15 protein-coding genes are annotated in these 21,747 nt (G+C 64.9%); 7 read left to right on the top strand and 8 right to left on the bottom strand.

Annotation, left to right across the window (positions count from 1 at the left end):
* Positions 1-717, top strand: coding sequence for a ligase-associated DNA damage response endonuclease PdeM (gene pdeM / locus KVT37_RS17425; protein ID WP_217575227.1), 717 nt, complete (start codon positions 1-3; stop codon positions 715-717).
* Between the two features lie 3 nt (positions 718-720).
* Here pdeM and KVT37_RS17430 read toward each other — a convergent pair whose 3' ends face one another.
* From KVT37_RS17430 to KVT37_RS17445, 4 genes are read right to left on the bottom strand one after another with little or no spacing between them, the layout of a single operon-like run.
* Positions 721-1,659, bottom strand: a complete 939-nt coding sequence (locus KVT37_RS17430; RefSeq protein ID WP_217575229.1) for a DmsC/YnfH family molybdoenzyme membrane anchor subunit — start codon at positions 1,657-1,659, stop codon at positions 721-723.
* Between the two features lie 2 nt (positions 1,660-1,661).
* Entirely contained in the window at positions 1,662-2,396 is a 735-nt protein-coding gene (locus KVT37_RS17435) for a 4Fe-4S dicluster domain-containing protein (RefSeq protein ID WP_217575230.1), read from the bottom strand.
* A complete protein-coding gene (locus tag KVT37_RS17440; protein ID WP_217575232.1) occupies positions 2,393-5,323 on the bottom strand; it encodes a molybdopterin oxidoreductase family protein in 2,931 nt (976 codons plus the stop codon). Before KVT37_RS17440 ends, KVT37_RS17435 begins: the two co-directional genes overlap by 4 nt.
* Positions 5,320-5,478 (bottom strand): hypothetical protein, encoded by a 159-nt coding sequence (locus tag KVT37_RS17445; protein WP_217575234.1) that lies wholly within the window; start codon positions 5,476-5,478, stop codon positions 5,320-5,322. Before KVT37_RS17445 ends, KVT37_RS17440 begins: the two co-directional genes overlap by 4 nt.
* A gap of 124 nt (positions 5,479-5,602) precedes the next feature.
* On the opposite strand from KVT37_RS17445, the gene KVT37_RS17450 reads away from it, so the two are divergent.
* Positions 5,603-6,490 (top strand): LysR family transcriptional regulator, encoded by an 888-nt coding sequence (locus tag KVT37_RS17450; protein ID WP_217575236.1) that lies wholly within the window; start codon positions 5,603-5,605, stop codon positions 6,488-6,490.
* An 84-nt stretch (positions 6,491-6,574) separates the two neighbouring features.
* On the opposite strand, the gene KVT37_RS17455 is transcribed toward KVT37_RS17450, so the two are convergent.
* The 4 genes from KVT37_RS17455 to KVT37_RS17470 all read right to left on the bottom strand — a co-directional run bounded on the left by KVT37_RS17455 (position 6,575) and on the right by KVT37_RS17470 (position 14,089).
* Positions 6,575-7,831 (bottom strand): Hsp70 family protein, encoded by a 1,257-nt coding sequence (locus KVT37_RS17455; protein WP_217575238.1) that lies wholly within the window; start codon positions 7,829-7,831, stop codon positions 6,575-6,577.
* Between the two features lie 251 nt (positions 7,832-8,082).
* Positions 8,083-8,874, bottom strand: a complete 792-nt coding sequence (locus KVT37_RS17460; protein WP_217575240.1) for a TIGR02186 family protein — start codon at positions 8,872-8,874, stop codon at positions 8,083-8,085.
* On the bottom strand, positions 8,874-9,797 hold the full coding sequence (locus KVT37_RS17465; RefSeq protein WP_217575242.1) for a sulfite exporter TauE/SafE family protein: 924 nt from the start codon (positions 9,795-9,797) through the stop codon (positions 8,874-8,876). The genes KVT37_RS17460 and KVT37_RS17465 overlap by 1 nt, the downstream gene beginning before the upstream one ends.
* A gap of 191 nt (positions 9,798-9,988) precedes the next feature.
* Positions 9,989-14,089 (bottom strand): peptidoglycan-binding protein, encoded by a 4,101-nt coding sequence (locus KVT37_RS17470; RefSeq protein WP_217575244.1) that lies wholly within the window; start codon positions 14,087-14,089, stop codon positions 9,989-9,991.
* A 455-nt stretch (positions 14,090-14,544) separates the two neighbouring features.
* Here KVT37_RS17470 and KVT37_RS17475 point away from each other — a divergent pair, with 455 nt between their 5' ends.
* From KVT37_RS17475 to KVT37_RS17495, 5 genes are all read left to right on the top strand, one after another.
* Positions 14,545-15,009 (top strand): MerR family DNA-binding transcriptional regulator, encoded by a 465-nt coding sequence (locus KVT37_RS17475; RefSeq protein ID WP_217575408.1) that lies wholly within the window; start codon positions 14,545-14,547, stop codon positions 15,007-15,009.
* Positions 15,010-15,243: 234 nt separating this feature from the next.
* Positions 15,244-17,040, top strand: coding sequence for an acyl-CoA dehydrogenase (locus KVT37_RS17480; protein ID WP_217575246.1), 1,797 nt, complete (start codon positions 15,244-15,246; stop codon positions 17,038-17,040).
* Between the two features lie 52 nt (positions 17,041-17,092).
* Positions 17,093-18,265 (top strand): acyl-CoA dehydrogenase family protein, encoded by a 1,173-nt coding sequence (locus KVT37_RS17485; RefSeq protein ID WP_217575248.1) that lies wholly within the window; start codon positions 17,093-17,095, stop codon positions 18,263-18,265.
* 33 nt (positions 18,266-18,298) lie between these two features.
* Positions 18,299-19,507, top strand: coding sequence for an acetyl-CoA C-acetyltransferase (locus KVT37_RS17490; protein WP_217575250.1), 1,209 nt, complete (start codon positions 18,299-18,301; stop codon positions 19,505-19,507).
* Positions 19,508-19,521: 14 nt separating this feature from the next.
* Positions 19,522-21,741: a 3-hydroxyacyl-CoA dehydrogenase NAD-binding domain-containing protein gene (locus KVT37_RS17495; RefSeq protein ID WP_217575252.1), complete on the top strand. Its 2,220-nt coding sequence runs from the start codon at positions 19,522-19,524 to the stop codon at positions 21,739-21,741.
* Positions 21,742-21,747: the final 6 nt, after the last annotated feature.

A 21,747-nucleotide genomic window follows, 5' to 3' on the forward strand; every position in this document is an offset into this window, starting at 1 on the left:
ATGAATTTTTCGCTGTCGCGCGCAACGCTGATCGCTGAGGCCGACCTTGTCGGCATTGCCGGCGAGCGTGCTGTCTGCGACCGGCGCGGCGTGCTCTATTTCCCCGACCTGCGCCTGCTCGCGGTCTCCGACCTGCATCTCGAAAAGGGTTCGTCCTTCGCCAAGCGCGGTGCGCTGATCCCGCCTTACGACACCGGCGCGACCTTGCTGCGGCTGCAGGCGGTGATCGCCGATTATCAGCCGCGCATCGTCGTCAGCCTGGGCGACTCCTTCCATGACGGCGGCGGCGCCGAGCGCATGCATTCGAGTTTCCGTGAGCGGCTGGAGGCGATGATGGCCGGCCGCGATTGGTTCTGGGTCGCCGGCAACCACGATCCCGACGCGCCCGCCGATCTGCCTGGCGAGACGGTGCGGGAACTTGCCGTCGGCTCGCTGCTGTTCCGGCACGAGCCCTCGAAGACACGGATAGAGGGCGAGATATCGGGCCATCTGCACCCTTGCGCTCGCATCGTCCAGCGCGGCCGCTCGGTCCGGCGGCGCTGCTTCGCCGCCGACGGCGGCCGCATGATCATGCCGGCTTTCGGCGCCTATACCGGCTCGCTCAACGTGCTCGACCGTGCCTATGCCGGCCTGTTCCGGTTGGAAACGCTTGTTGCCTATATGCTGGGCGCCGATCGCATCTTTGCCATCTCCGGCTCGATGTTGCGGCCGGGCTGAACCTTACTGCCTGCCGTAATAGAGCGTGACTGTGTGCTTCGCCTCGGCGAAGAACAGCCAGCGCTCGACCAGCATGCCGGCGAGCTGACAAATAGCTGCAAGCGCCGAGGCAATCGCCGCGAACGACCAAGGCGTGATGAAGACGCCGGCCAGCAGGACAGCCGGCACGGCGAATGCCAGCGCCTGTGTGATCCGCCGCAGCTTCGCGCTATGCTTGCGCGCGATGCGGAACCCCATCTCCTTGAGCAGGTAGTTTTCCTCCGTATGCGGCCATTCGATCGAACGCACGGTGCCGCCGGTGAGGCCCGTCGCTGTGTTGGCGGTGGTCGGGATCTCCAACCGGTCATTGTATCGCCAGGTCGCAAGCTTCCAGCCCCAGCCTGCAAGCGTGGCGAGCAGCGCGAAGGCTAGCATCGCGTTCGAGCCAACGTTGAAGCCTTGCAGCAAGGCATTCGCCAGCACGCTCCCGGTCATGCCTGCGAAGATCAGATAGGCGGGGAGCGTGTATGGGCTGTGCCATTGGGCGATCGGCTTCAGCGAGGCGTAGATCATGCCGGTCGTGCAGACAGTCGTCGCCGCACCCACCGCCGCTAGCAGGCCGGCGGCCGCGACCCAGCCGCCGCTGCGGCCGAGGAGAACCCAGCCGATGCCGAACAATGCAGTCGGAATGAAGGTCGCGACCGACGCCACGCCTTCACGCGACAGCCACGAGCTGCGCCATTGCGAGAAGGCCCGCCAGGCGCGCTCCGGGCGACCGAGATGGCCGGTCGAGGACAACAACCCGGCGACGATCAAACCGAGAGCCAGCGCCATGCCGACAAGGCCAAGCCAGAAATCGGCGGGAATGAACCCCAACCCGCCAAGCACACCGAGCAGCGCCAGCAGGCCGTAACCGGCGCCGGTGGCGGTGGTGAAGAAGACGACCGAGAAAGCGGGATGCATGATCAGTTCGAAAGCATGCGGTCGATCCAGCCGAGGAAACCGCCCTCGGCCTTGATCGGCTCCAGCGCCGGCGCGTCGACCTTGACCGCCCGTTCGCTGCGGGCACGCGGCGGCAGATACCGATTGGTCGGCTTGTAGCCGAGCTCCGGCATCAGCGCGACGCCGCCCCGCTCCTCGACCAGTTGCGAAATCGCCGAGGCCGGATCGCCGAGATCGCCGAAATGCCGGGCGCTGGTCGGGCAGGCCGCTACGCAGGCTGGCACGCGATCCTCCTCGGCCAGATTGTCGTTGTAGATGCGGTCGACGCAAAGCGTGCATTTCTTCATGACGCCGACATCTGTGTCGAACTCGCGCGCGCCGTAAGGGCAGGCCCAGCTGCACAATTTGCAGCCGATGCATTTATCCTCATCGACCAGCACGATGCCGTCCGAGGCGCGTTTGTAGGAGGCGCCGGTCGGGCAGACGGTGACGCAGGCCGGCTGCTCGCAATGCAGGCAGGAGCGCGGGAAGTTGACCGTTCGTCCGCCTTGTTCGGTCGTGTGTTCATAGCTGTGCACGCGGTTGAACCACACGCCGTCGATATGCCCGCCATACGGATCGATGTCGGTCAGCGGCGCCATGTGGCCGCCCGTGTTCCACTCCTTGCAGGCGGTGACGCAGGCCTGGCAGCCGACGCAGGTGTCGAGGTCGATGACAAGGCCAAGCTTCTTGTCCGTATGCGAGGGAAGGCAGGTCATTCGGCGGCTTCCCTCTTCATGCGAAACCATGCGCCGAAGCGCAATATGTCCGGCGACGCCTCCATATGCGGCGGCTGTGCAAAGCGCTCGAATTGCGGCTCGGTGAAGCCGGCTTCGTCCGTCGCGCATTTGACGATCCGCACGCGCACGTCGAACCACGCCGCCTGTCCCGTGACCGGATCGGAATTCGAATAGCGCTTGCCGTTGGCGTCGGCCGCGGTCTGATCGCCGATGATGTGGTTGAGTAGGAAGCCGCGATTGCTCTCGGCCGCATCGTCCTTCAGGCCCCAACTGCCGCGCCGCTTGCCGATCGCGTTCCAGGTCCACACCGTGTCCGGGTTGACGCCGTCGATGATTTTGATCTGACCCTTCACCCGGCCGTTGATGCTTTCGATCCACACCCAGTCATCGTCGGCAAGGCCAAGTCCGGCGGCCGTCTGGCGGTGCACGAACAGCCGGTTCTGGCTGGTGATCTGCCTCAGCCACGCATTCTGCGATCCCCAGGAATGGTACATGTGCATCGGCCGCTGCGTCAGCGCATGCAGCGGGTATCTTTGCAGGTCGACGGTGTCCTCCTCGAAGGGCGCGTACCAGAAGGGCAGCGGGTCCATATAGGCTTCGATGCGGCCGCGCTCGGCCTCCGGCGGCTGCACCTTGCCGTGCCCGCGCGCGGCGAGCCGAAAACGCTGCATCGGCTCCGAATAGAGCTGGAAGACGATAGGCTCGGCCTTGGCGATGAAACCCATCTGCACGGCGAAGTCGAGATAGGCGCGGTTGCCCATCTTGTAATAACGCTGGTCGTCGGAAAAATCGTGGTGCCAGAAGCCGCCATTGTCGATGTAGCGCTGCAGCTGGTCGGGGTTGACGTCGCCCTTGCCGATCGAGCTGCCATCCTTGCCGCGCCAGCCGGCGAGCGGGCCGATGCCGGGCGTGCGCTCGTGGTTGACAATATAGTCGGCATAGTCGCGATATTTCGCCGAGCCGTCCTCGTTGACGAAGCAAGGCAGGCCGAGCCGCGCGCCGAGCTCGATCAGCACCGACTGGAACGGCCGCACGTCGCGGTCCGGCTGCACCACCGGATGGCGGATCGCATCGCCCGGCCCGTCGGCATGGCTGATCGGCCGGTCGAGCAGGCTGATGCAGTCATGCCGCTCGAGATAGGTGGTGTCGGGCAGCACCAGGTCGGCAAACGCCACCGTCTCGGAATAATAGGCATCGGAATAGATGATGAACGGGATTTTGTAGGCGCCCGCCTCGTCCCTGTCGGTCAGCATATGAATCGCCTCGACGGTGTTCATCGAGGAGTTCCACGCCATGTTCGACATGTACATCATCAGCGTGTCGATCGGATAAGGATCGCCGGCCCACGCGTTGCGGATGACCGTATGCATCAGCCCGTGCGCGGCCAGGGGCGCTTCCCAGGAATAGGCCTTGTCGATGCGGGTAGGCCGGCCGGCCTCGTCGACCAGCAGATCGTCCGGCCCGCACACGAAGCCGAGCGGCATGCCGTCCAGCGGCGTCATCGGCTGGGTGTTTTTTCCGCATGGTTTCGGCCCCGGCGGCGCCGGGCGCGGATAGGGCGGCTTGAATCGGAAGCCGCCGGGCACATCCACAGTGCCGAGCAGCACCTGCAAGAGATGGATGGCGCGGCAGGTGTGGAAACCGTTGGAATGGGCAGAGATGCCGCGCATGGCATGCATCGAGACAGGCCGGCCCTTGATCGTCTCATGCCGACGTCCGGCCCAGTCGGTCCAGGCGACGGGCAGCTCGATGGTCTGTTCGAAGGCGACATGCGCCAGCTCCGCCGCGATCCGGCGGATCGTGTCTGCGTCGACACCGCAGCGCTCCGCCACGGCATCCGGCGAGTAGCTCTCGCCCAGATAGCGGTCGGCCATGAGCTGGAACACCGGCACGCAGCGCCGTCCGCCCACATCATAGCTGCCGGTCAGCGCCGGCTTTGCTTCGGGGGCGGCTGCGTTGGCCGGCTGCTTGGCTATTCTGTCCCAGGCAAGTGGGTTGCCGTCGGCGTCGCGGACGAACAACCCGTCATCGGCGGACCCTGGTTCTTGCACGACCAGCACCGGCGCGTTGGTGTAGCGCAGAAGATAATCGAGATCGACGCGGCCGGCCTTGAGCAATTCATGGACCAGCGCCAGCACGAACAGGCCATCCGTGCCTGGCCTGATGCCGATCCAGTCGTCGGCGATCGCATTGTAGCCGGTGCGGCAGGGATTGATCGAGAGAACCTTGGCGCCGCGCGCTTTGAGCTTGCCGAGGCCGATCTTGATCGGGTTGGAATCATGGTCCTCGGCGACGCCGAACAGCATGAAGTATTTCGTGTTGTCCCAGTCGGGCTCGCCGAACTCCCAGAACGAGCCGCCGATCGTGTAGAGCCCGCCCGCCGCCATGTTGACCGAGCAGAAGCCGCCATGCGCGGCGAAGTTCGGCGTTCCGAATTTCGACGCCCACCAGCCGGTCAGCGATTGCGACTGATCGCGCCCGGTGAAGAAGGCGAGTTTTCTCGGATCGGTGCGGCGGATCGCCGACAGCCTGTCGGTGGCGATGCTCAGCGCTTCGTCCCACTCGATCTCGCGGAACTCGCCCGAGCCGCGCGGACCGGTCCTCAGCAGCGGTTTCTTGAGCCGCGCCGGACTGTAATGTTGCATGATGCCGGAGCTGCCCTTGCCGCAGATCACGCCGCGGTTCACCGGATGGTCCTTGTTGCCGTTGATGTAGCGGACCTTGCCGTCCTTGATATGGACGTCGATGCCGCAGCGGCAGGCGCACATATAGCAGGTGGTCTTGGCGATGCGGTCGGAGACATCAGGCGAGGTCTCGACGCCGTCGCCTTCGTTCGGCGCTCGGCTGTCAGCCAGCGGCCGCTGCGAGGGTGCGGAATTGGCGCCGCGCGGCGCGGTTTTGCTCATGATTCGCGAACGCTCTTGCCGTTCGCCATCTTGGCCTTCGTCTTGGGTCCGGGGCCGCGCATGTAGTGGAGTTCAGGATGATAGCGCTCGCCGGCAAGCTGCCGCTTCAGCCGGCGGCTCCAATGCGCGAACAGGGATTTGAAGCGCCCCACCATTTCCAACTCTTGGCGTATGACGGCCAATTTTTTCCAACTTCCGGCAAAAACTTAGAACAAAGCAATTGATCCGTCTAACAAGCAGCTCTTGTAATTCCGATCGATTTTGCTTCTTAGTTAAGCCATGACCCTCGACCAGTTGCGCATCTTCGTCGCCGTCGCCGAACATGGCCATATGACCAAGGCCGCCGAGCGGCTCGGCATCTCGCAGTCGGCTGCCTCGGCCGCCATCCGCGCGCTCGAAAGCCAGCATGGCGTGCGGCTGTTCAACCGGGTCGGCCGAAACATCGAACTGGCCCAGACCGGCCATCGCTTCCTGCCGGAGGCGAAGGCGGTTCTGGACCGCGCCGCAGCCGCCCGCGGCGTCCTGGAGGATGTCTCGCAGACCGTCGCCGGCAGCCTGTCGATCGCGGCCAGCCAGACCATCGCCAGCTACTGGCTGCCGCGTCGCCTCGCTACCTTCCATGAAGCCTATCCCGCCGTGAAGCTCAGCGTCACGATCGGCAACACCAGGCAGGTCGAGACCAACGTGCTGGACGGCCGCGCCGATTTCGGGCTGGTCGAGGGCCGCACCGAGTCCGACATCTTGCGTCGGGCCACGGTCGACGAGGATCGCATGATGCTGGTGGTGGCGCGCTCGCATCCTGATATTCCGATGACGCGAGCCGGAAGCCTCGACATCAGGGCCTTGCGCTGGATCATCAGGGAAGGCGGGTCGGGCACGCGCGAGGCGCTGGAGGATTTCGCGCACAGCCAGGGGGTCCCGCCGGCCGAGCTGCAGATTTTCCTTGTCCTACCCAGCAACGAGGCCGTGCGTCAGGCCGTCGAGGCCGGCGCGGGCGCCACGATCATCTCGGAGCTCGTCGTCGCGCGATCCCTGGCGGAAGGCAGCCTCCGGGCCGTGCCGGTCGAACTGCCGAAGCGCGACTTCGCCATGATCACGCACCGCGACCGCCAGGCCAGCCTCGCCCAGATGGCGCTGAAGGCGCATCTTGGTGGAAAGGTCGGCTAAGCGACGCCAGGACTGCGTTGTCGGGATGCTAGTCGCAACGTTCGCGATTGGCCGAGGCCTCCGACCTTCGCCAATCTCCGTCAGTCAGGCGTATTTGCGCTGCGCGTCGAGCGCCAGCCCGAGACCGACCGAGCCGAACATGTCGCCTTCGATGACGGCGGCTTGCGGTACCAGGGACAGGATCTGCCGCTTCGCCAGCGGGATGGCGGTCGAGCCGCCCGTGAGGAACACGGCGGTGATGGCCGAGGCGGCGATGCCGGCGTCGGCGATCGTCTGTCTGACTGTCGCGGTCACGCGTTCGATGTCGCCACGGATGGTCTCTTCCAGGCCGGCGCGCGTGATTTCCGCCGCGAAGCGCGCGCCGGGCAGGGACACCTTCACTTCGGCCGAAGACTGGTCGGTAAGCGCGATCTTGGCTCTTTCGACCAGGCCCGCCATCGCATGGCCGTAGCGATGCTCGACGACATGGATGAAGCGGTCGACGAGGTCGGCGCGCTCGGCCTCATAGCGGATTTGCCTGAGATCCGTCATCGCCTTGGCCGTGTAGACGAGATTGATGCGCTGCCAGGTCGACAGATCGATGAAATAGGCCGCAGGCAGGTTGCGCTTGTGGTCCTTGGTTCGTGTCAGATAGCCGAGCTCCGGCATGACATGGGCGATGCTGAGCAGCCGGTCGAAATCGGTGCCGCCGATATGGATGCCACGATTGGCGAGGATGTCGGCCTTGCGATCATTTGAACGCGCACGTTCGGGAGAAACGCGCACGATCGAAAAGTCGGAAGTGCCGCCGCCCATGTCGACGATCAGCGCCAGCTCCTCGCGGGTGACGTTCTGCTCGTAATCGAGCGCCGCCGCGATCGGCTCGAACTGGAAGGCGATGTGCTTGAAGCCTTGCGCTCGCGCCGCCTTTTCCAATTCACCCTGCGCCTTGGCATCGGCGGCCGCGTCGTCGTCGACGAATTGCACCGGCCTGCCGAGCACCACGTTCTCGACCGGGCCGCCGGTGTCTTCTTCGAGCCGCTTCTTCAGATGGCCGACGAACATGCCGACGATGTCGATGAAGCCGATCTGGCGCGCCTTGATGCGTGTCTTCTCGTTGGCGAGCGTGCTGCCCAGCACGCTCTTCAGCGAGCGCATCAGCCGCCCTTCGATGCTGTCGGTGTAGTCGCTGATCGCGCGGCGGCCGAAATAGGTGTAGCCATCCTCGAAATTGAAGAACACGGCGCTGGGCAGAGTGGGTTGCTCGCCTTCCAGCGCCACCAGTCGGGCACGGCCGTCGCGGATCACGCCCACCGTGGAATTGGACGTGCCGAAATCGATGCCGCCGAATGCTGATTGCATCGCAGCCTCCTGTCGTCGGTTCATAGCGGCAGGCCAACGCATTGCGCGCCGTCATCCGGAAGGCCGGACCGCTCTATCGAAATTGAATGTGTGCTTGTCCCAGTGCATGTCGCCCAAAAGTGCGCAGCGGTTTTGGGAGGACGACATGCACCAAAACAAAGGACCAAAGCACGTCGCGACGTGCTTTGGTCTGGGAGGCGGCGATTTATCGCAAAAGCGGGAGAAGGGGAAGCCTCCGTCCCGAGAAAAAGTCAATCCTTGCGGAAGATGAGGCGGCCCAGCCAGCCGGTCAGCATGGCGAGCGATATGGCGAACACGCCGTAGAGGAAGGAATAGTCATGCGCGACGCGGAAGATCGACTGCTCGAAGCCGGATTTGCGGATTTCGAGCTGGGCCGAGCTTTCCTTGACGAACATGCCGCTCTTGAACAGGAAGGCGCGTGCCTTGTGCGTGCCCACCGGAACATTGGGCGCCAGCCGCACCGTGGCGCGAAACAGGTTCTGCGACAGGAACTGCACGCCCCCGACATTCTCGCTGTAGAGGCCGGTCGCCGCCTTGCGTTCGCGAAGCGCTGTCGTGAACTCCTCGATGGTTGCCGGGCTGTCGGTCTCGTCGGCGGGCTTCATATAGAGGTTCTGCGCGCCGAGCGAGAGCTGCTTGTATTTGGCGGGCTCGGCGATGTCCTGCAGCGGCCGCGTCGTGGCGACGGAGTAGGAGACCGGCACGTTCTCGAACGTCTCCGAGTCCAGGTTGATCCAGACGCCGAGCACGCGGTCCTTGCGCCGGACCACGACCGGCCGCGGCGGACCTTCGAGCACGACGATCACGTCGTAGCGTCCTTGGCGCGCGACCAGCGGATCCGGATTTTCCAGCGATCCGAAAATCGTCAGATCGGCGCCGGAGAAACCCGCGGTGATGGAAATGGCATCGGTCGACAGGCCGATCTGGATGCTTTCGGCAGGCGGCGTCTGTGCCGTTGCCGGCGAAAGGGCAAAGAGCATCGACAACGAGACGGCGGCTGCAAATGCTCGTTGTGCCGCCATCAGTTGAGGCCCGCGGCGGAAAGCGAATAGAGATTGGGCGGCGTCACGAAGAGATCGACGGCAAGGCGGATGGCGACAGCCAGCACCAGCATCGCCAACAGCGCCCGCAACTGTTCGCCGCGCAGCTTCTGCCCGGCCTTGGCGCCATATTGCGCGCCGGCGACGCCGCCGGCCATCAGCAGGAAGGCCAGGATCACGTCGACCGTCTGGTTGGTCGTGGCGTGCACCAGGGTGGTATAGGCCGAGGTGAAGATGATCTGGAACAGCGAGGTGCCGATAACGACATTGGTCGGCACCTTGAGCAGGTAGATCAGCGCCGGCACCATGATGAAGCCGCCGCCGACGCCCATGATCGACGACAGGAAGCCGATACCCGCGCCGAGGCCGAGCACCGGGATGACGCTGACGAACAGCTTGGAGGCGCGGAAGCGCATCTTGAACGGCAGCCTGTGGATCCAGTTGTGCTGGCCGGATTTCTTGAGCACGGGCGCCGCGCCGCTGCGCGAGGCGCGCAGCGCGTTGACGCTTTCGACCAGCATCAGCCCGCCGACCGTGCCGAGCAGCACGACGTAAAGCAGCGAGATGAAGAGATCGAGCTGGCCGACCCGGCGCAGCAGGGCAAACACGTAGATGCCGGCCGTCGAGCCGACGATGCCGCCGGCCAGAAGCACCCCGCCGAGCTTGAAGTCGAGCGTGCCGCGCTTGAAGTGAGAAAGCGCCCCCGAGAAGGACGAGGCGATGACCTGGTTGGCGCCGGTCGCGACCGCGATCGCCGGCGGGATGTTGTAGAAGATCAACAGCGGCGTGATCAGGAAGCCGCCGCCGACCCCGAACATACCCGACAGGAAGCCCACCGCCGCGCCCATCGCCAGCAGCACGAAGACATTGACGGAAATTTCCGCGATCGGGAGATAGATGCCCACCCGTCTGTCTCGATCAGTTTGCCTGTCGGCGCATAGTGCCGTCCCCGGACAATAAGCACCGAAAAGCCAATTTTTTATTGCGCCGGCGCGGCGGCGGGGCCAAACCCCGCCGCCGCGCCGAAACAAAAACCATCTCAATCAGTTAACAGGCAAATGTGTGGCAGGGCGTCGCGTATGCGACGCGTCTGCCGTTATTTCTTCGCAAGCAGCGCCTTGACGAGCGGCGCATCGACCTCGCCGGTGGGCTTCATCTTGTTGTCGGTCTGGAAGGCCATGATGGCCGTCTTGGTCTTGCCGCCCATCACGCCGTCGGCGCTGCCCGCGTCATAGCCGTTCTTGTTGAGGATCAGCTGGATGTTCTTGACCGCCTTCTTCATGTCGATGCCGGCGGTGGTCTGCGGCGCGCTGTCCTGCCAGGACTCCGGAACGTCGGCCGAGTTGGCGGCCGCGTTGAGCGGCTTGGCCTTCCACAGTTCCGTGGCGGCGCGCGCCCGCTCGAGCTGTTCGGGCCGCAGCGCATTGGCGATCTCGTCGCGCTTGCCGGCGGCGTCCTTGTCGCCGATCTTGGCGACCAGCGCGAACCACTTGTAGGATTCTTCCAGGTTCTGCTTCATGCCGACGCCCTTGGCGGCCATGATGCCGAGGTTGAACTGGCTGTCCTTGACGCCAAGGTCGGCGGCTTCCTGGAACCAGTGCGTCGCCGATTCATTGTCGGTCACGCCGTCCGCCGCCATGGCGAACAGCACCGCCAGATTGTGCATGGCGCTGGCGTTACCCTGTTCGGCGGCGAGCTGGTAATAGGTCTTGGCCTTCTTGATGTCGCGCGCGACGCCGATGCCTTTTTCGTAGAAATTGCCGATGCGGTATTCGGCCGGCGCGAAGCCGAGCTCGGCCGACTGCTCATACCACTTGGCGGCAGCCTTCATGTCTTCCTTGACGCCGCGCGATTCCGCGTAGCGCGAGCCGACCTCGAACAGCGCCTTGGCGTCGCCGCCGGCGGCTGCGTCGTGCAGTGCCACCGGACCGATTTCGGTCGGAATGTCGAATTTGGCTGCGGCCGTCGGGCTATTCGCCGGCGGCACCGCGCCTGTCGTATCGGCTGAGGTGGCCGCCGGTGCGCTGGCCGCGGCGCCGTTGGCAGCCGGACTGGCGGCCACGGGTTCCTTGGCCGCCGGCTGCGTGTCGCCGTCCGTGTCCGTCGCAGTTGCAGCCGCGGGTTCGGACGGCATCGCGGAAGCCATCGGCGTCGGCGCCGGTTGAGCGGGCGTTGCAAGCGCCACCGGCGCGGGCGCCGGTTCGGCCGGCATGGCAGCCGCACTTTCGGGACTTGCGGGGACAGACGCGGCCGGTGCCGTCTCCTGGACGGGCTCCGCCGGCCTGACGGGGCGGGCAGGCGCGCTTTCGGCCTGTGCTGCCCCGGCATCGGCCTTCGGTGTGTCGGTCTTCTGCGTGCTGTCTTGCGGAGCGGCGGTTGTGTTGAGCGAAGCCGTGTCGACCGTCTGCGTCGAGACGAGCGGGGCGGGTTGGTTGTTCGCCACTTCGACCGGATCGGACAAGAACGCCTTGCCCAACTGCAGGCCGGCCAGCGCCAGCATGATCGCGGCCGCCGCCATCAGGATCGGCTTGCGCCGCGCCTTGAGCAGATCGCCGATCCTCAGCGCCTTCACCGGGCCGGTCATGGTCGATTGCCGCTTCAGCGTGTCGGCCTCCGCCGCCGCCGCCTGGGCAGCGCGGCGGGCCGCCGCGATGAAATCGGATTTTGCGGCGTCGCTTTCGCTGCGCTTGAGCGGCGGGCCGCCGCGCTCGTCGCGCACGCGCTTCATGATCGCGTTGAGGTCCGGCGCGCCGGAACCGGGTTCCAGCGGCCGGTTGGCGGCCTTGGGGTCGAGCGGCTCGTCTATGTCGACGCTTGGCACGTCGGCGACTGGCCCCGAGCCGGCAAGCGGCGGCGTGTCCGCATCCTTCTTGCCTTTGAAGGCGCGCGTCAGGCCGCTGAACATCGATTTCTTGCGCCCGGCCGTTTCGCCCTTGTCGCGGGCTACGTCCGGTCCGAGCGCCGCCATGGCTGCCGCGGCCGCCGCTTCGGCGGGCGTGCGTGCCGAGGCTGGCTCGCTGCGCATGATGGCCGCGGCGCGGCCTTCCAGATCGGCCATGTCGCCGGTAAGCGGCAGCGGCTGGTCGATGTCCATCGAAGGCGCGTCCTGCACTGCGATCTTGCCGCCGCGGCCGCCGCGCTTGCCGACCGGCTGCGGATCGACCAGTTCGGAAACCGCTTCGCTGGTCTCGCTCGATTCAAGCGAACCCAGCCGGTCGACGATCTTGAGCAGCGTGTCGTGGATCGCCTCGAATGTGCGCGAGTTGCGCTCGTCCGAGCGGCGGGTGAGCGATTCCAGCGTCTTCAGGTCCTGGGCGAGGCCGGCGACGGCGGTCGCGTTGGTCTGGGCCGTGCTGGACGTCGAATCGGCAAGCGACTTGACGGCGCTCTCGGCCGCCTCGCGCGCCACGCTCAGGATGGAATCGCGCGTGCCGGCCAGCGACTTCTCGATCTCGTTGAGCCGCGGGCTGATGTCCTCGAATTCGGGCAGCGGCGTGCCGGGCTTGGAAAGATGCGCCGACAGGCCGGCGACCTGCGCCTCCAGGCTGCGGATCAGTGCCGGATCGATGCCGGCGACCTGCTGCGCGGACGATTCCAGCCGGCTGGAGATGTCTTCGAGGCGGCTCTCCAGGCCACGGATCGCCCTTTCGTTGGCGGGATCCGGCTGGCGCGTCTCGATGTGCTGGGCAAGCGCGGTGAAGCGGGCGTCGATCGCTTCCATGATGCCGGCGCCGTCGTCCCGACGCATGCGCTGGTCGAGCCTGTCGGCGACCTCGTCCAGCCGCCGTTCGAGATCGCGGAACAGGACATTGCCTTGTTCGATCGCGTCGCCCTGCCGCCGCTCGAGCAGCATGGACAGCGCGTCGAAACGCTGCTCCAGGCCCTGGAAGATATGGTCGGTGTCGGGCATGGCCGGCGCGCGGTCCATCTTGTCGGTGATCAAGGCGATCTGCTTGCCGAGCCGCTCCATGGCCTGTTCCGGCAGGTCGGCGCGGCCGGCCAGCTGATCCACACGGCTGGACAGGAGGCTGAGGCGGTCGAGCACCTCCGCTCCCGGCCGCGACTGCGCGACCTCTTCGATCTGCATCGCCAGGGAGGCCATGCGCTTCTCGATCCGGCCGAAGGTCTCGGGGTCGAAGGCATTGGCCTGCGCGGCCACGGTCGAGGCGACGATGGCGCGCGAAATCTCGTCCAGCCGCTCGTCGATCATGGCGAGCGTCTCGCCGCCGCGCGCGGTCTGCTGACCGGCAAAACGGTCGACCGCGCCGGCAAGCGTGCGCACCTTTTCCTCCAGCGAGCGCAGCGAAAGCGATTCCGGCAGGCTGTTGACGGCGCTGCTGATCTGTTCGAGCCGGTCGGTCAGTACCGAAAGGCTCGGGCCTTCGGCGCGCTTGCGCTGATCGGCGTCGACGCGGTCCTCGAAGGCGCTCCAGCGGCGATCGAAATCGTCCCAGCGGCGGTCGACCTTCTGGACGCTTTCCTCGCGCGCCAGCGTGTCCAGCGCGCCCTTCACCTGCTCCAGTTCCAGCCGCAGCAGGTTGACGCTGCGGTCGTCGCTCTTTTCGGCGAGCGTCTGGATGGCGCCTGAAAGCCGCTCGAATTCGAGGCCGAGCTCGGCGCTGCTCTTGTCCGGCATGCCGTTCGCGCCGCGCTGGCTGTTGGCCTGCATGGCGCGGTCGATGTCCTGGCGGAACGCTTCGAATTCGCGTTGCAGGCCGGCGGTCATCTGGTGTCGCAGTTCCTCGCGCAGTCCGCGCAGCTCGACCGCGATCTTGCCGACCATGGCGACGCTGTCTTCCTGGCCGCGCACCCGGTCGATGTCGCGCGCGATCGCCTGATAGCTCTGGCCGAACGCTGGCGCGGCGGGCGCCGGGTTCTGCGGGGGATGATTTTGCGGCCGCGGATTCTGCGGACCAAAATTCTGCGGTGCCGGGTTTTGCAGCGCCCGCTCCTGAGGTCTCTGCGTGGAATAGGGATCTTCATACCAGCGCGGTGCCTGGCCGTAAGGCTGGGTGCTCGGATAACGTGGCTCGGCGGTCGGCCGCCGCAAGTCCGGGCGATCGGGCATGTCGGCGCGCGTGCGGTCCAGCCGCTGCTCCAGCGTTTCGAGCGAGCGGTTCAGTTCTTCGAGCGAAGCATGCGGCCGGCGCTGCCTGCCGGCATTGAGTGTATCGAGATAGGACCGCTTGCTGTTCATCGATGCGCCCGTGTTCAGAATGGCCGGCCAGAGGCCGGTTTCCCAGTAGCCTGCCGGGAACGAAGCGAGCCGAGCGGTTTTGCTGCGGAGGAAGACGGACTTCCCGGGTTTTCACCCGCGCTTCGAAAAACCGTGAGAAATTCGCTACAGGATAAACACGGGTGACCGACATGCGCACATTTCGCCCAACGTGGTAAACAAGGCGTTAACCAAGCTTAAGAAGCCGCGCATAAATCGTGAGCCGCCTTTCGGGTGCGGCATAAAGGTCCGCTTCGACAACGCCCTTGCGTCACCCTGCGGCTGTCGATATAGGATTTACGTAAACGTAAAAGGTGCGAAGCCGTGCCTCTTGCGATTGATTTGTTGTTGAAACCACGATTGGAAGCACGCCCCCGCTTCCACTCAGGCGACGCTTGGTCCGCGACCGCGACGCCATCAGGGGAAAGCCAGTGACCATGAAACTTGTTTCGCCCGGCGAGGCCGCGGCCAATACCAATGACATTCCAGCTGAAGCAGGCGAGGACTTCGTCCGCATCGGCGAGATGGCCAAGAAATACGGCGTGACCCTGCGCACGCTGCGTTTCTATGAAGACAAGGGCCTGCTCAATCCGCATCGCGACGGCTCGACGCGTCTCTACACGCGCCGCGACAAGGCCCGGCTGAAGCTGATTCTGCTCGGCCGCAAGGTCGGGTTCTCGCTGCGCGACGTCAAGCAGATGATGGATCTCTACGATCCGACCGGCACCAACACCAAGCAGCTTCGGCTGGCGCTCGACAAGTCGGAGAAGCAACTCGCCCGCCTGCAGAAGCAGCGGACGCTGATCGACGACGCGATCGGCGAGTTGAGCAACTCGATGACGGCCGTGCGCCAGATGCTCAGCGAACGCACGGCGGCGCCGCAGGCCAGCGCCGCTGGCTGAGCGCCCGCGTTCAACTGCAATAGCCCCAGAAATGAAGAGCCGCGTGGCTATAGCCGCGCGGCTTTTTTGTCGCCACAATACCTGACCGCTCACAAAAATTTTTGGCTGCGACGAAGTTGACGTTTACGCAAACGTCAATATTTGCTATCGGGGCATCGACATTGGCCCGGCGCCCTGTTCAGGATGTGGACAGACAAACTTGCTGGCCGGCCGACCATAAGGGTGGAGGAAGGCATGACGACCTACAGGGCGCCGATCCAGGACACGCTGTTCGTGCTCAACGATGTGCTGGGCTATCAGCGCTACTCCAATCTTCCGGGCTTCTCGGACGCGACGCCCGACGTGCTCGAGGCGATCCTGGCCGAGGGCGCCAAGCTTGCCGAGAACGTCATGCATCCGCTGAACCGCGTCGGCGACATGGAAGGCTGCGTGCGCCATGACGATGGGTCGGTGACGACGCCGAAAGGTTTCAAGGACGCCTATGACCAGTATCGCGAAGGCGGCTGGATGGGGCTCGCCGCCCCCGCCGAGTTCGGCGGCCAGGGCCTGCCCTACGCGGTCCATACCGCAGTCTCCGAATATATGATCTCCGCCAACATGGCGCTGATGATGTATCCCGGCCTGACGCAGGGCGCGATCGCGGCCATCGTCACCCATGGCAGCGGCGAGCAGAAGGCGACCTGGCTGCCCAGGCTGATCGAGGGCGTCTGGACCGGCACGATGAACCTCACCGAGCCGCATTGCGGCACCGATCTCGGCCTGCTGCGCACCAAGGCGGTTCCCAACGGCAACGGCACCTACCGGATCTCCGGCCAGAAGATATTCATCTCCGCCGGCGAGCACGACATGTCGGACAACATCGTCCATCTGGTACTGGCCCGCGCCGAGGGCGCGCCGGAGGGCGTGAAGGGCATTTCCCTCTTCATCGTGCCGAAGTTCAAGCTCGACGCCTCGGGCAATCCCGGCGAGAAGAACACGCTCTCTTGCGGCTCGATCGAGGAGAAGATGGGCATCCACGGCAACTCGACCTGCGTCATGAATTATGACGAGGCGGAGGGCACGCTGCTCGGTGAATTGAACGGCGGGCTGAAGGCCATGTTCACGATGATGAACGAAGCCCGCCTCGGCGTCGGCCTGCAGGGGCTCTCGGTCTCTGAGATCGCCTACCAGAACGCCGTTTCCTATGCCAAGGACCGCCTGCAGGGCCGCTCGCTGTCGGGCGCCAAGGCGCCGGACAAGAAGGCCGATCCGATCATCGTCCATCCCGACATCCGCCGCTCGCTGATGACCATGAAGGCCTTCAACGAGGCCGGCCGCGCCCTGGCGCTGTGGACGGCGATCAAGTCCGACGTCGCGCATCGCTCCGGCGACGACAAGGACCGCCAGGCGGCCGACGACTACACCGGCCTGATGACGCCGGTGGTCAAGGGCGTGCTCACCGACAAGGGTTTCGATCACGCGGTGATGGCGCAGCAGGTGTTCGGCGGCCATGGCTATATCGAAGAGCACGGCATGAGCCAGTTCGTGCGCGACGCCCGCATCGCCATGATCTATGAAGGCGCCAACGGCATCCAGGCGCTCGACCTCGTCGGCCGCAAGCTGGCGCAGAATGGTGGCCGCGCCGTGCAGGCTTTCTTCAAGGAGGTCGGCGAGTTCTGCGAGGAAAACCGCACTGATGAGAAGATGGCGCCCTTCACCAAGGCGCTGAAGAAGGGCCTCAACGACCTGCAGGCGGCCACCATGTGGCTGCTGCAGAACGCCATGGCCAAGCCCGACAATGCAGGTGCCGCCTCGAGCGACTATATGCATCTCTTCGGCCTGGTGGCGCTGGGCTACATGTGGGCGCAGATGGCGAAATCCGCGCAGGCGAAGTTGGCGGAAGGCGCCAATGGGACTTCGGCCTTCTACGACACCAAGCTGGTGACGGCGCGCTTCTTCATGGAGCGCATCATGCCGGAGACGGCGACGCGCCTTGCCCGCATTTCCAGTGGCGCGGACACGCTAATGGCGCTGCCGGCGGAAGCGTTCTAGGTTCGGCGGGCCGGAAAGCCGGCTCACAATTGTCGGAACGCGGAGGAAAATCGTGGCGACAAATCCAGCCGAAATTCTTGGTCTCCCGAAGCCCGCCTGGGCGGCGGACGAGGTCGGCATGCTTTACGACATGGCGTCCCGCTTCATGGCCGAAGAGATCGCGCCGCGCTACGACGAGTTCGAGAAGAACGAGATGTTCGACCGCGAGAGCTGGCTGAAGGCCGGGGCGGCCGGCCTGCTCTGCGCCTCCATGCCGGAGAAATACGGCGGCTCGGGCGGCAGTTTCGCGCATGAGAGCGCCATCATCGAGGCGATCGGCCATGTCGGCGTCGACGGCTTCGGCATCGGCCTGCACAATTCGATCGTCGCCCCCTACATCCTCCATTACGGCTCCGAGGAGCAGAAGCAGAAATGGCTGCCCAAGCTCGCGACCGGCGAGCTGATCGGCGCCATCGCCATGACCGAGCCCGGCGCCGGTTCCGACTTGCAAGGCGTCAAGACCCGCGCCGAGAAGGACGGCAACCATTACAAGATCAGCGGCTCGAAAACCTTCATCACCAACGGCCAGCTCGCCAATCTGATCATCGTCGTCACCAAGACCGATCCGGACAAGGGCGCCAAGGGTACCTCGCTGATCGTCGTCGAGACCGATGAGGTCGAGGGTTTTCAGCGCGGCCGCAACCTCGACAAGATAGGGCTGAAGTCGAACGACACCTCCGAGCTGTTCTTCAACGACGTGCGCGTGCCGACCTCCAACCTGCTCGGCCACGAGGAAGGCAAGGGCTTCGTCCAGCTGATGCAGCAGCTGCCGCAGGAGCGGCTGCAGATCGGTACCGGCGCCATCGCCATGATCGAGCGGGCGCTGGCAATCACCATCGACTATGTCAAGGAGCGCAAGGCCTTCGGCAAGGCAGTCATCGATTTCCAGAACACCCAGTTCAAGCTCGCCGAATTGAAGACCGAGGCCACGATCGGCCGTGTTTTCTACAATGATTGCGTCGCCCGCCACATCGATGGTGGCCTCGATCCGGTGACCGCCTCGATGGCCAAATACTGGCTTAGCGACCTGCAGGGCAAAGTCGTCGACGAATGCCTTCAACTGCATGGCGGCTATGGCTACATGAATGAATATCCGATCGCCCGCATGTACCGCGACGCCCGCGTCCAGCGCATCTATGGCGGCACCAACGAGATCATGAAATTGCTGATCGGGCGCTCCCTCTGAGCGCGGCGGCCGGCAAAGCCAGGGAGCACTAAAATGGCAGAAGCTTACGTCTATGACGCCGTGCGCACGCCGCGCGGCAAGGGCAAGAAGGATGGCTCGCTGCACGAGGTGCCGGCGGTGCGGCTCGCCGCCAGGACGCTGGAGGCGCTGCGCGACCGCAACGGGCTGGACACCGGCACTGTCGACGACATCATCTTCGGCTGCGTCGACCCGGTCGGCGAGGCGGGCTCCGTCATCCCGCGCGCCGCCGCCTTCGAGGCCGGTTACGACAACAAGGCGCCGGGCATGCAGATCTCGCGCTTCTGCGCCTCGGGCCTCGACGCCATCAATTTCGGCGCCGCCAAGATCGCGCAAGGGGCGGACGAGATCGTCATCGCCGGCGGCGTGGAATCGATGTCGCGCGTCGGCATGGGCATGTCCGGCGGCGCCTGGTTCATGGATCCGTCCGTCGGCCTGCCCGGCTGGTTCGTGCCGCAGGGCATCTCGGCCGACCTGATTGCCACCAAATACGGCTTTTCCCGCGACGACGTCGACGCCTATGCCGTCGAGAGCCAGAAGCGTGCTGCAAAATCCTGGAGCGAAGGCCGCTTCAAGAATTCGGTCATCCCGATCAAGGACCAGAACGGCCTTACCATCCTCGACCATGACGAGCACATGCGGCCTTCGACCGACATGCAGTCGCTGGCTTCGCTCAATCCGTCCTTCGTCATGCCCGGCGAGATGGGCGGCTTCGACGCGGTTGCGGTGCAGAAGCATCCGGAAGTCGAGGAGGTCAACCACGTCCACCATGCCGGCAATTCGTCGGGCATCGTCGATGGCGCCGCCGCCGTGCTGCTTGGCTCCAAGAAGGCCGGCAAGGCGATGGGCCTGAAGCCGCGCGCGCGCATCCGCGCCTTCGCCAATATCGGCTCCGAGCCGGTGCTGATGCTGACCGGCCCGGTCGACGTCACCGAGAAGCTCCTGAAGCGCGCCAAGATGAAGCTGTCGGACATCGACCTGTTCGAGCTCAACGAGGCCTTCGCTTCCGTCGTGCTGCGCTACATGCAGGCCTTCGAGATCCCGCACGACAAGATCAACGTCAATGGCGGCGCGATCGCCATGGGCCATCCGCTCGGCGCCACCGGTGCGATGATCCTGGGCACGGTGCTGGACGAGCTGGAGCGCCGCGACCTCAACACCGCGCTGGTCACGCTCTGCATCGGCGCCGGCATGGGCACCGCCACCATCATCGAACGCGTCTGACGGGGAGATAAGAGATGAGCTACACCAATTTCACCCTCGACGTGGAAGCCGACGGCGTTGCGCTGATCACCTGGAACATGCCGGACCGTTCGATGAACGTCTTCACCGAAGAGGTGATGCGCGAGTTGAACGCCATCGTCGATAAGGTGGCCGGCGATGCTGCCATCGAGGGCGCGGTCATCACCTCCGGCAAGGACTCTTTCTCCGGCGGCGCCGACATCACCATGCTGCAGAAGATGCTCGCCACCTTCGCCGTCGACAAGGAGAAGGATCTCGATAAGGCGACCAAGACGCTGTTCGAGAATGCGGGCTACATGACCGGCCTGTTCCGCAAGATCGAGACCTGCGGCAAGCCGTTTGTGTCGGCGATCAACGGCACCTGCATGGGCGGCGCCTTCGAGATGTCGCTCGCATGCCATGGCCGCGTCGCCGCCGACAGCGACAAGGTCAAGATGGCGCTCCCCGAAGTGAAGATCGGCATTTTCCCGGGCGCCGGCGGCACCCAGCGCGTGCCGCGGCTGACCGATCAGCAGCAGGCGCTGCAGATGCTGACCACCGGCCAGAACCTTTCGCCGCAGAAGGCGAAGCAGATGGGCCTGATCCACGAGATCGCCGAGCCTTCGAAGCTTGTCGAGACCGCCAAGGCGATGATCAAAAACGGTTTGAAGCCGGTGGCGCCCTGGGACGAGAAGGGCTTCAAGCTGCCCGGCGGCCCGATCTATTCGGCCGCCGGCGCCAATCTCTGGCCCCCGGCCATCGCCATCCTGCGCCGCGAGACCTATGGCAACTATCCAGCGGCGGCCGCGATCCTGAAATGCGTCTATGAAGGCCTGCTGGTGCCCTTCGACACGGCGCTCAGGATAGAGCAGCGCTATTTCACCGAGATCATGCAGTCGAAAGAAGCGGCGGCCATGATCCGCTCGCTGTTCCTGTCGCTGCAGGAGTTGAACAAGGGCGCGCGCCGCCCCGCCGGCGTGCCGGACACCAAGTTCAAGAAGATCGGCATTCTCGGCGCCGGTTTCATGGGCGCCGGCATCGCTTACGTTACGGCTCGCGCCGGCATTCCGGTGGTGCTGCTCGACCGCGATCTGCCGTCGGCCGAGAAGGGCAAGGCGAATTCCGACAGCCTGATGGCCGACCAGGTCAAGAAGGGCCGCGCCAAGCCGGAAGACAAGGACAAGCTCTTGTCGCTGATCACGCCGACGGCCGACTATGCCGACCTTGCCGGCTGCGATCTGGTCGTCGAGGCGGTCTTCGAGGATTCAGCCGTCAAGAAGGACGCCACCGAGAAGGCCGAGGCGGTGCTGAAGTCGTCGGCGATCTTCGCGTCGAACACCTCCACGATCCCGATCACCGCCCTGGCGAAGAACTCGACGCGGCCGAAGAACTTCATCGGCATCCACTTCTTCTCGCCGGTCGACAAGATGATGCTGGTCGAGATCATCCTCGGCAAGAAGACGGGCGACAAGGCTTTGGCCGTCGCGTTCGACTTCGTGCGCGCGATCAAGAAGACGCCGATCGTCGTCAACGACACGCGCGGCTTCTACGTCAATCGCTGCGTGCTGCGCTACATGTCGGAAGCCTACAAGATGCTGATCGAAGGCGTTCCAGCGCCGATGATCGAGAACGCCGCCAAGGCCGCCGGTATGCCGGTCGGCCCGCTGGCGCTGACCGACGAGACAGCCGTCGATCTTGCCCAGAAGATCATGAAGCAGACCATCAGGGATCTCGGCGAGAAGGCCGTCGATCCCAAGCAGATGGCGTTGATCAACACCATGGTCGACACGCATGGCCGCTTCGGCCGCAAGAACGGCAAAGGCTTCTACGATTATCCGGCCAAGCCCGCGAAGAAGAAGCTGTGGCCGGGCCTGAAGGACCTCTATCCGCAGCTCAACCCCGACAAGGTCGACTATGAGGAGCTGAAGGAACGCCTGCTCGTGACCATCGCGCTGGAAGCGGTACGGGTGATGGAAGAGGGCATCGTAACCGATCCGCGCGAGGCGGATGTCGGCTCGATCCTGGCCTTCGGTTTCGCGCCCTTCACCGGAGGTGCTTTGTCCTATATCGACGGCATCGGCGCCAAGCGTTTCGTCAAGATCGCCAAGGGCCTGCAGAAGAAATATGGCGCCGAGTTCAAGGCGCCGAAGCTTCTGCTCGACATGGCCGAGAAGGGCGAGACCTTCTACCAGCGCTTCGACCCCTACCAGAAGGGCGAGGTCAGAGAAGCGGCCTGACGAAAC

This window comes from Mesorhizobium sp. GbtcB19 (assembly GCF_019091085.1).
Lineage (GTDB): Bacteria > Pseudomonadota > Alphaproteobacteria > Rhizobiales > Rhizobiaceae > Mesorhizobium.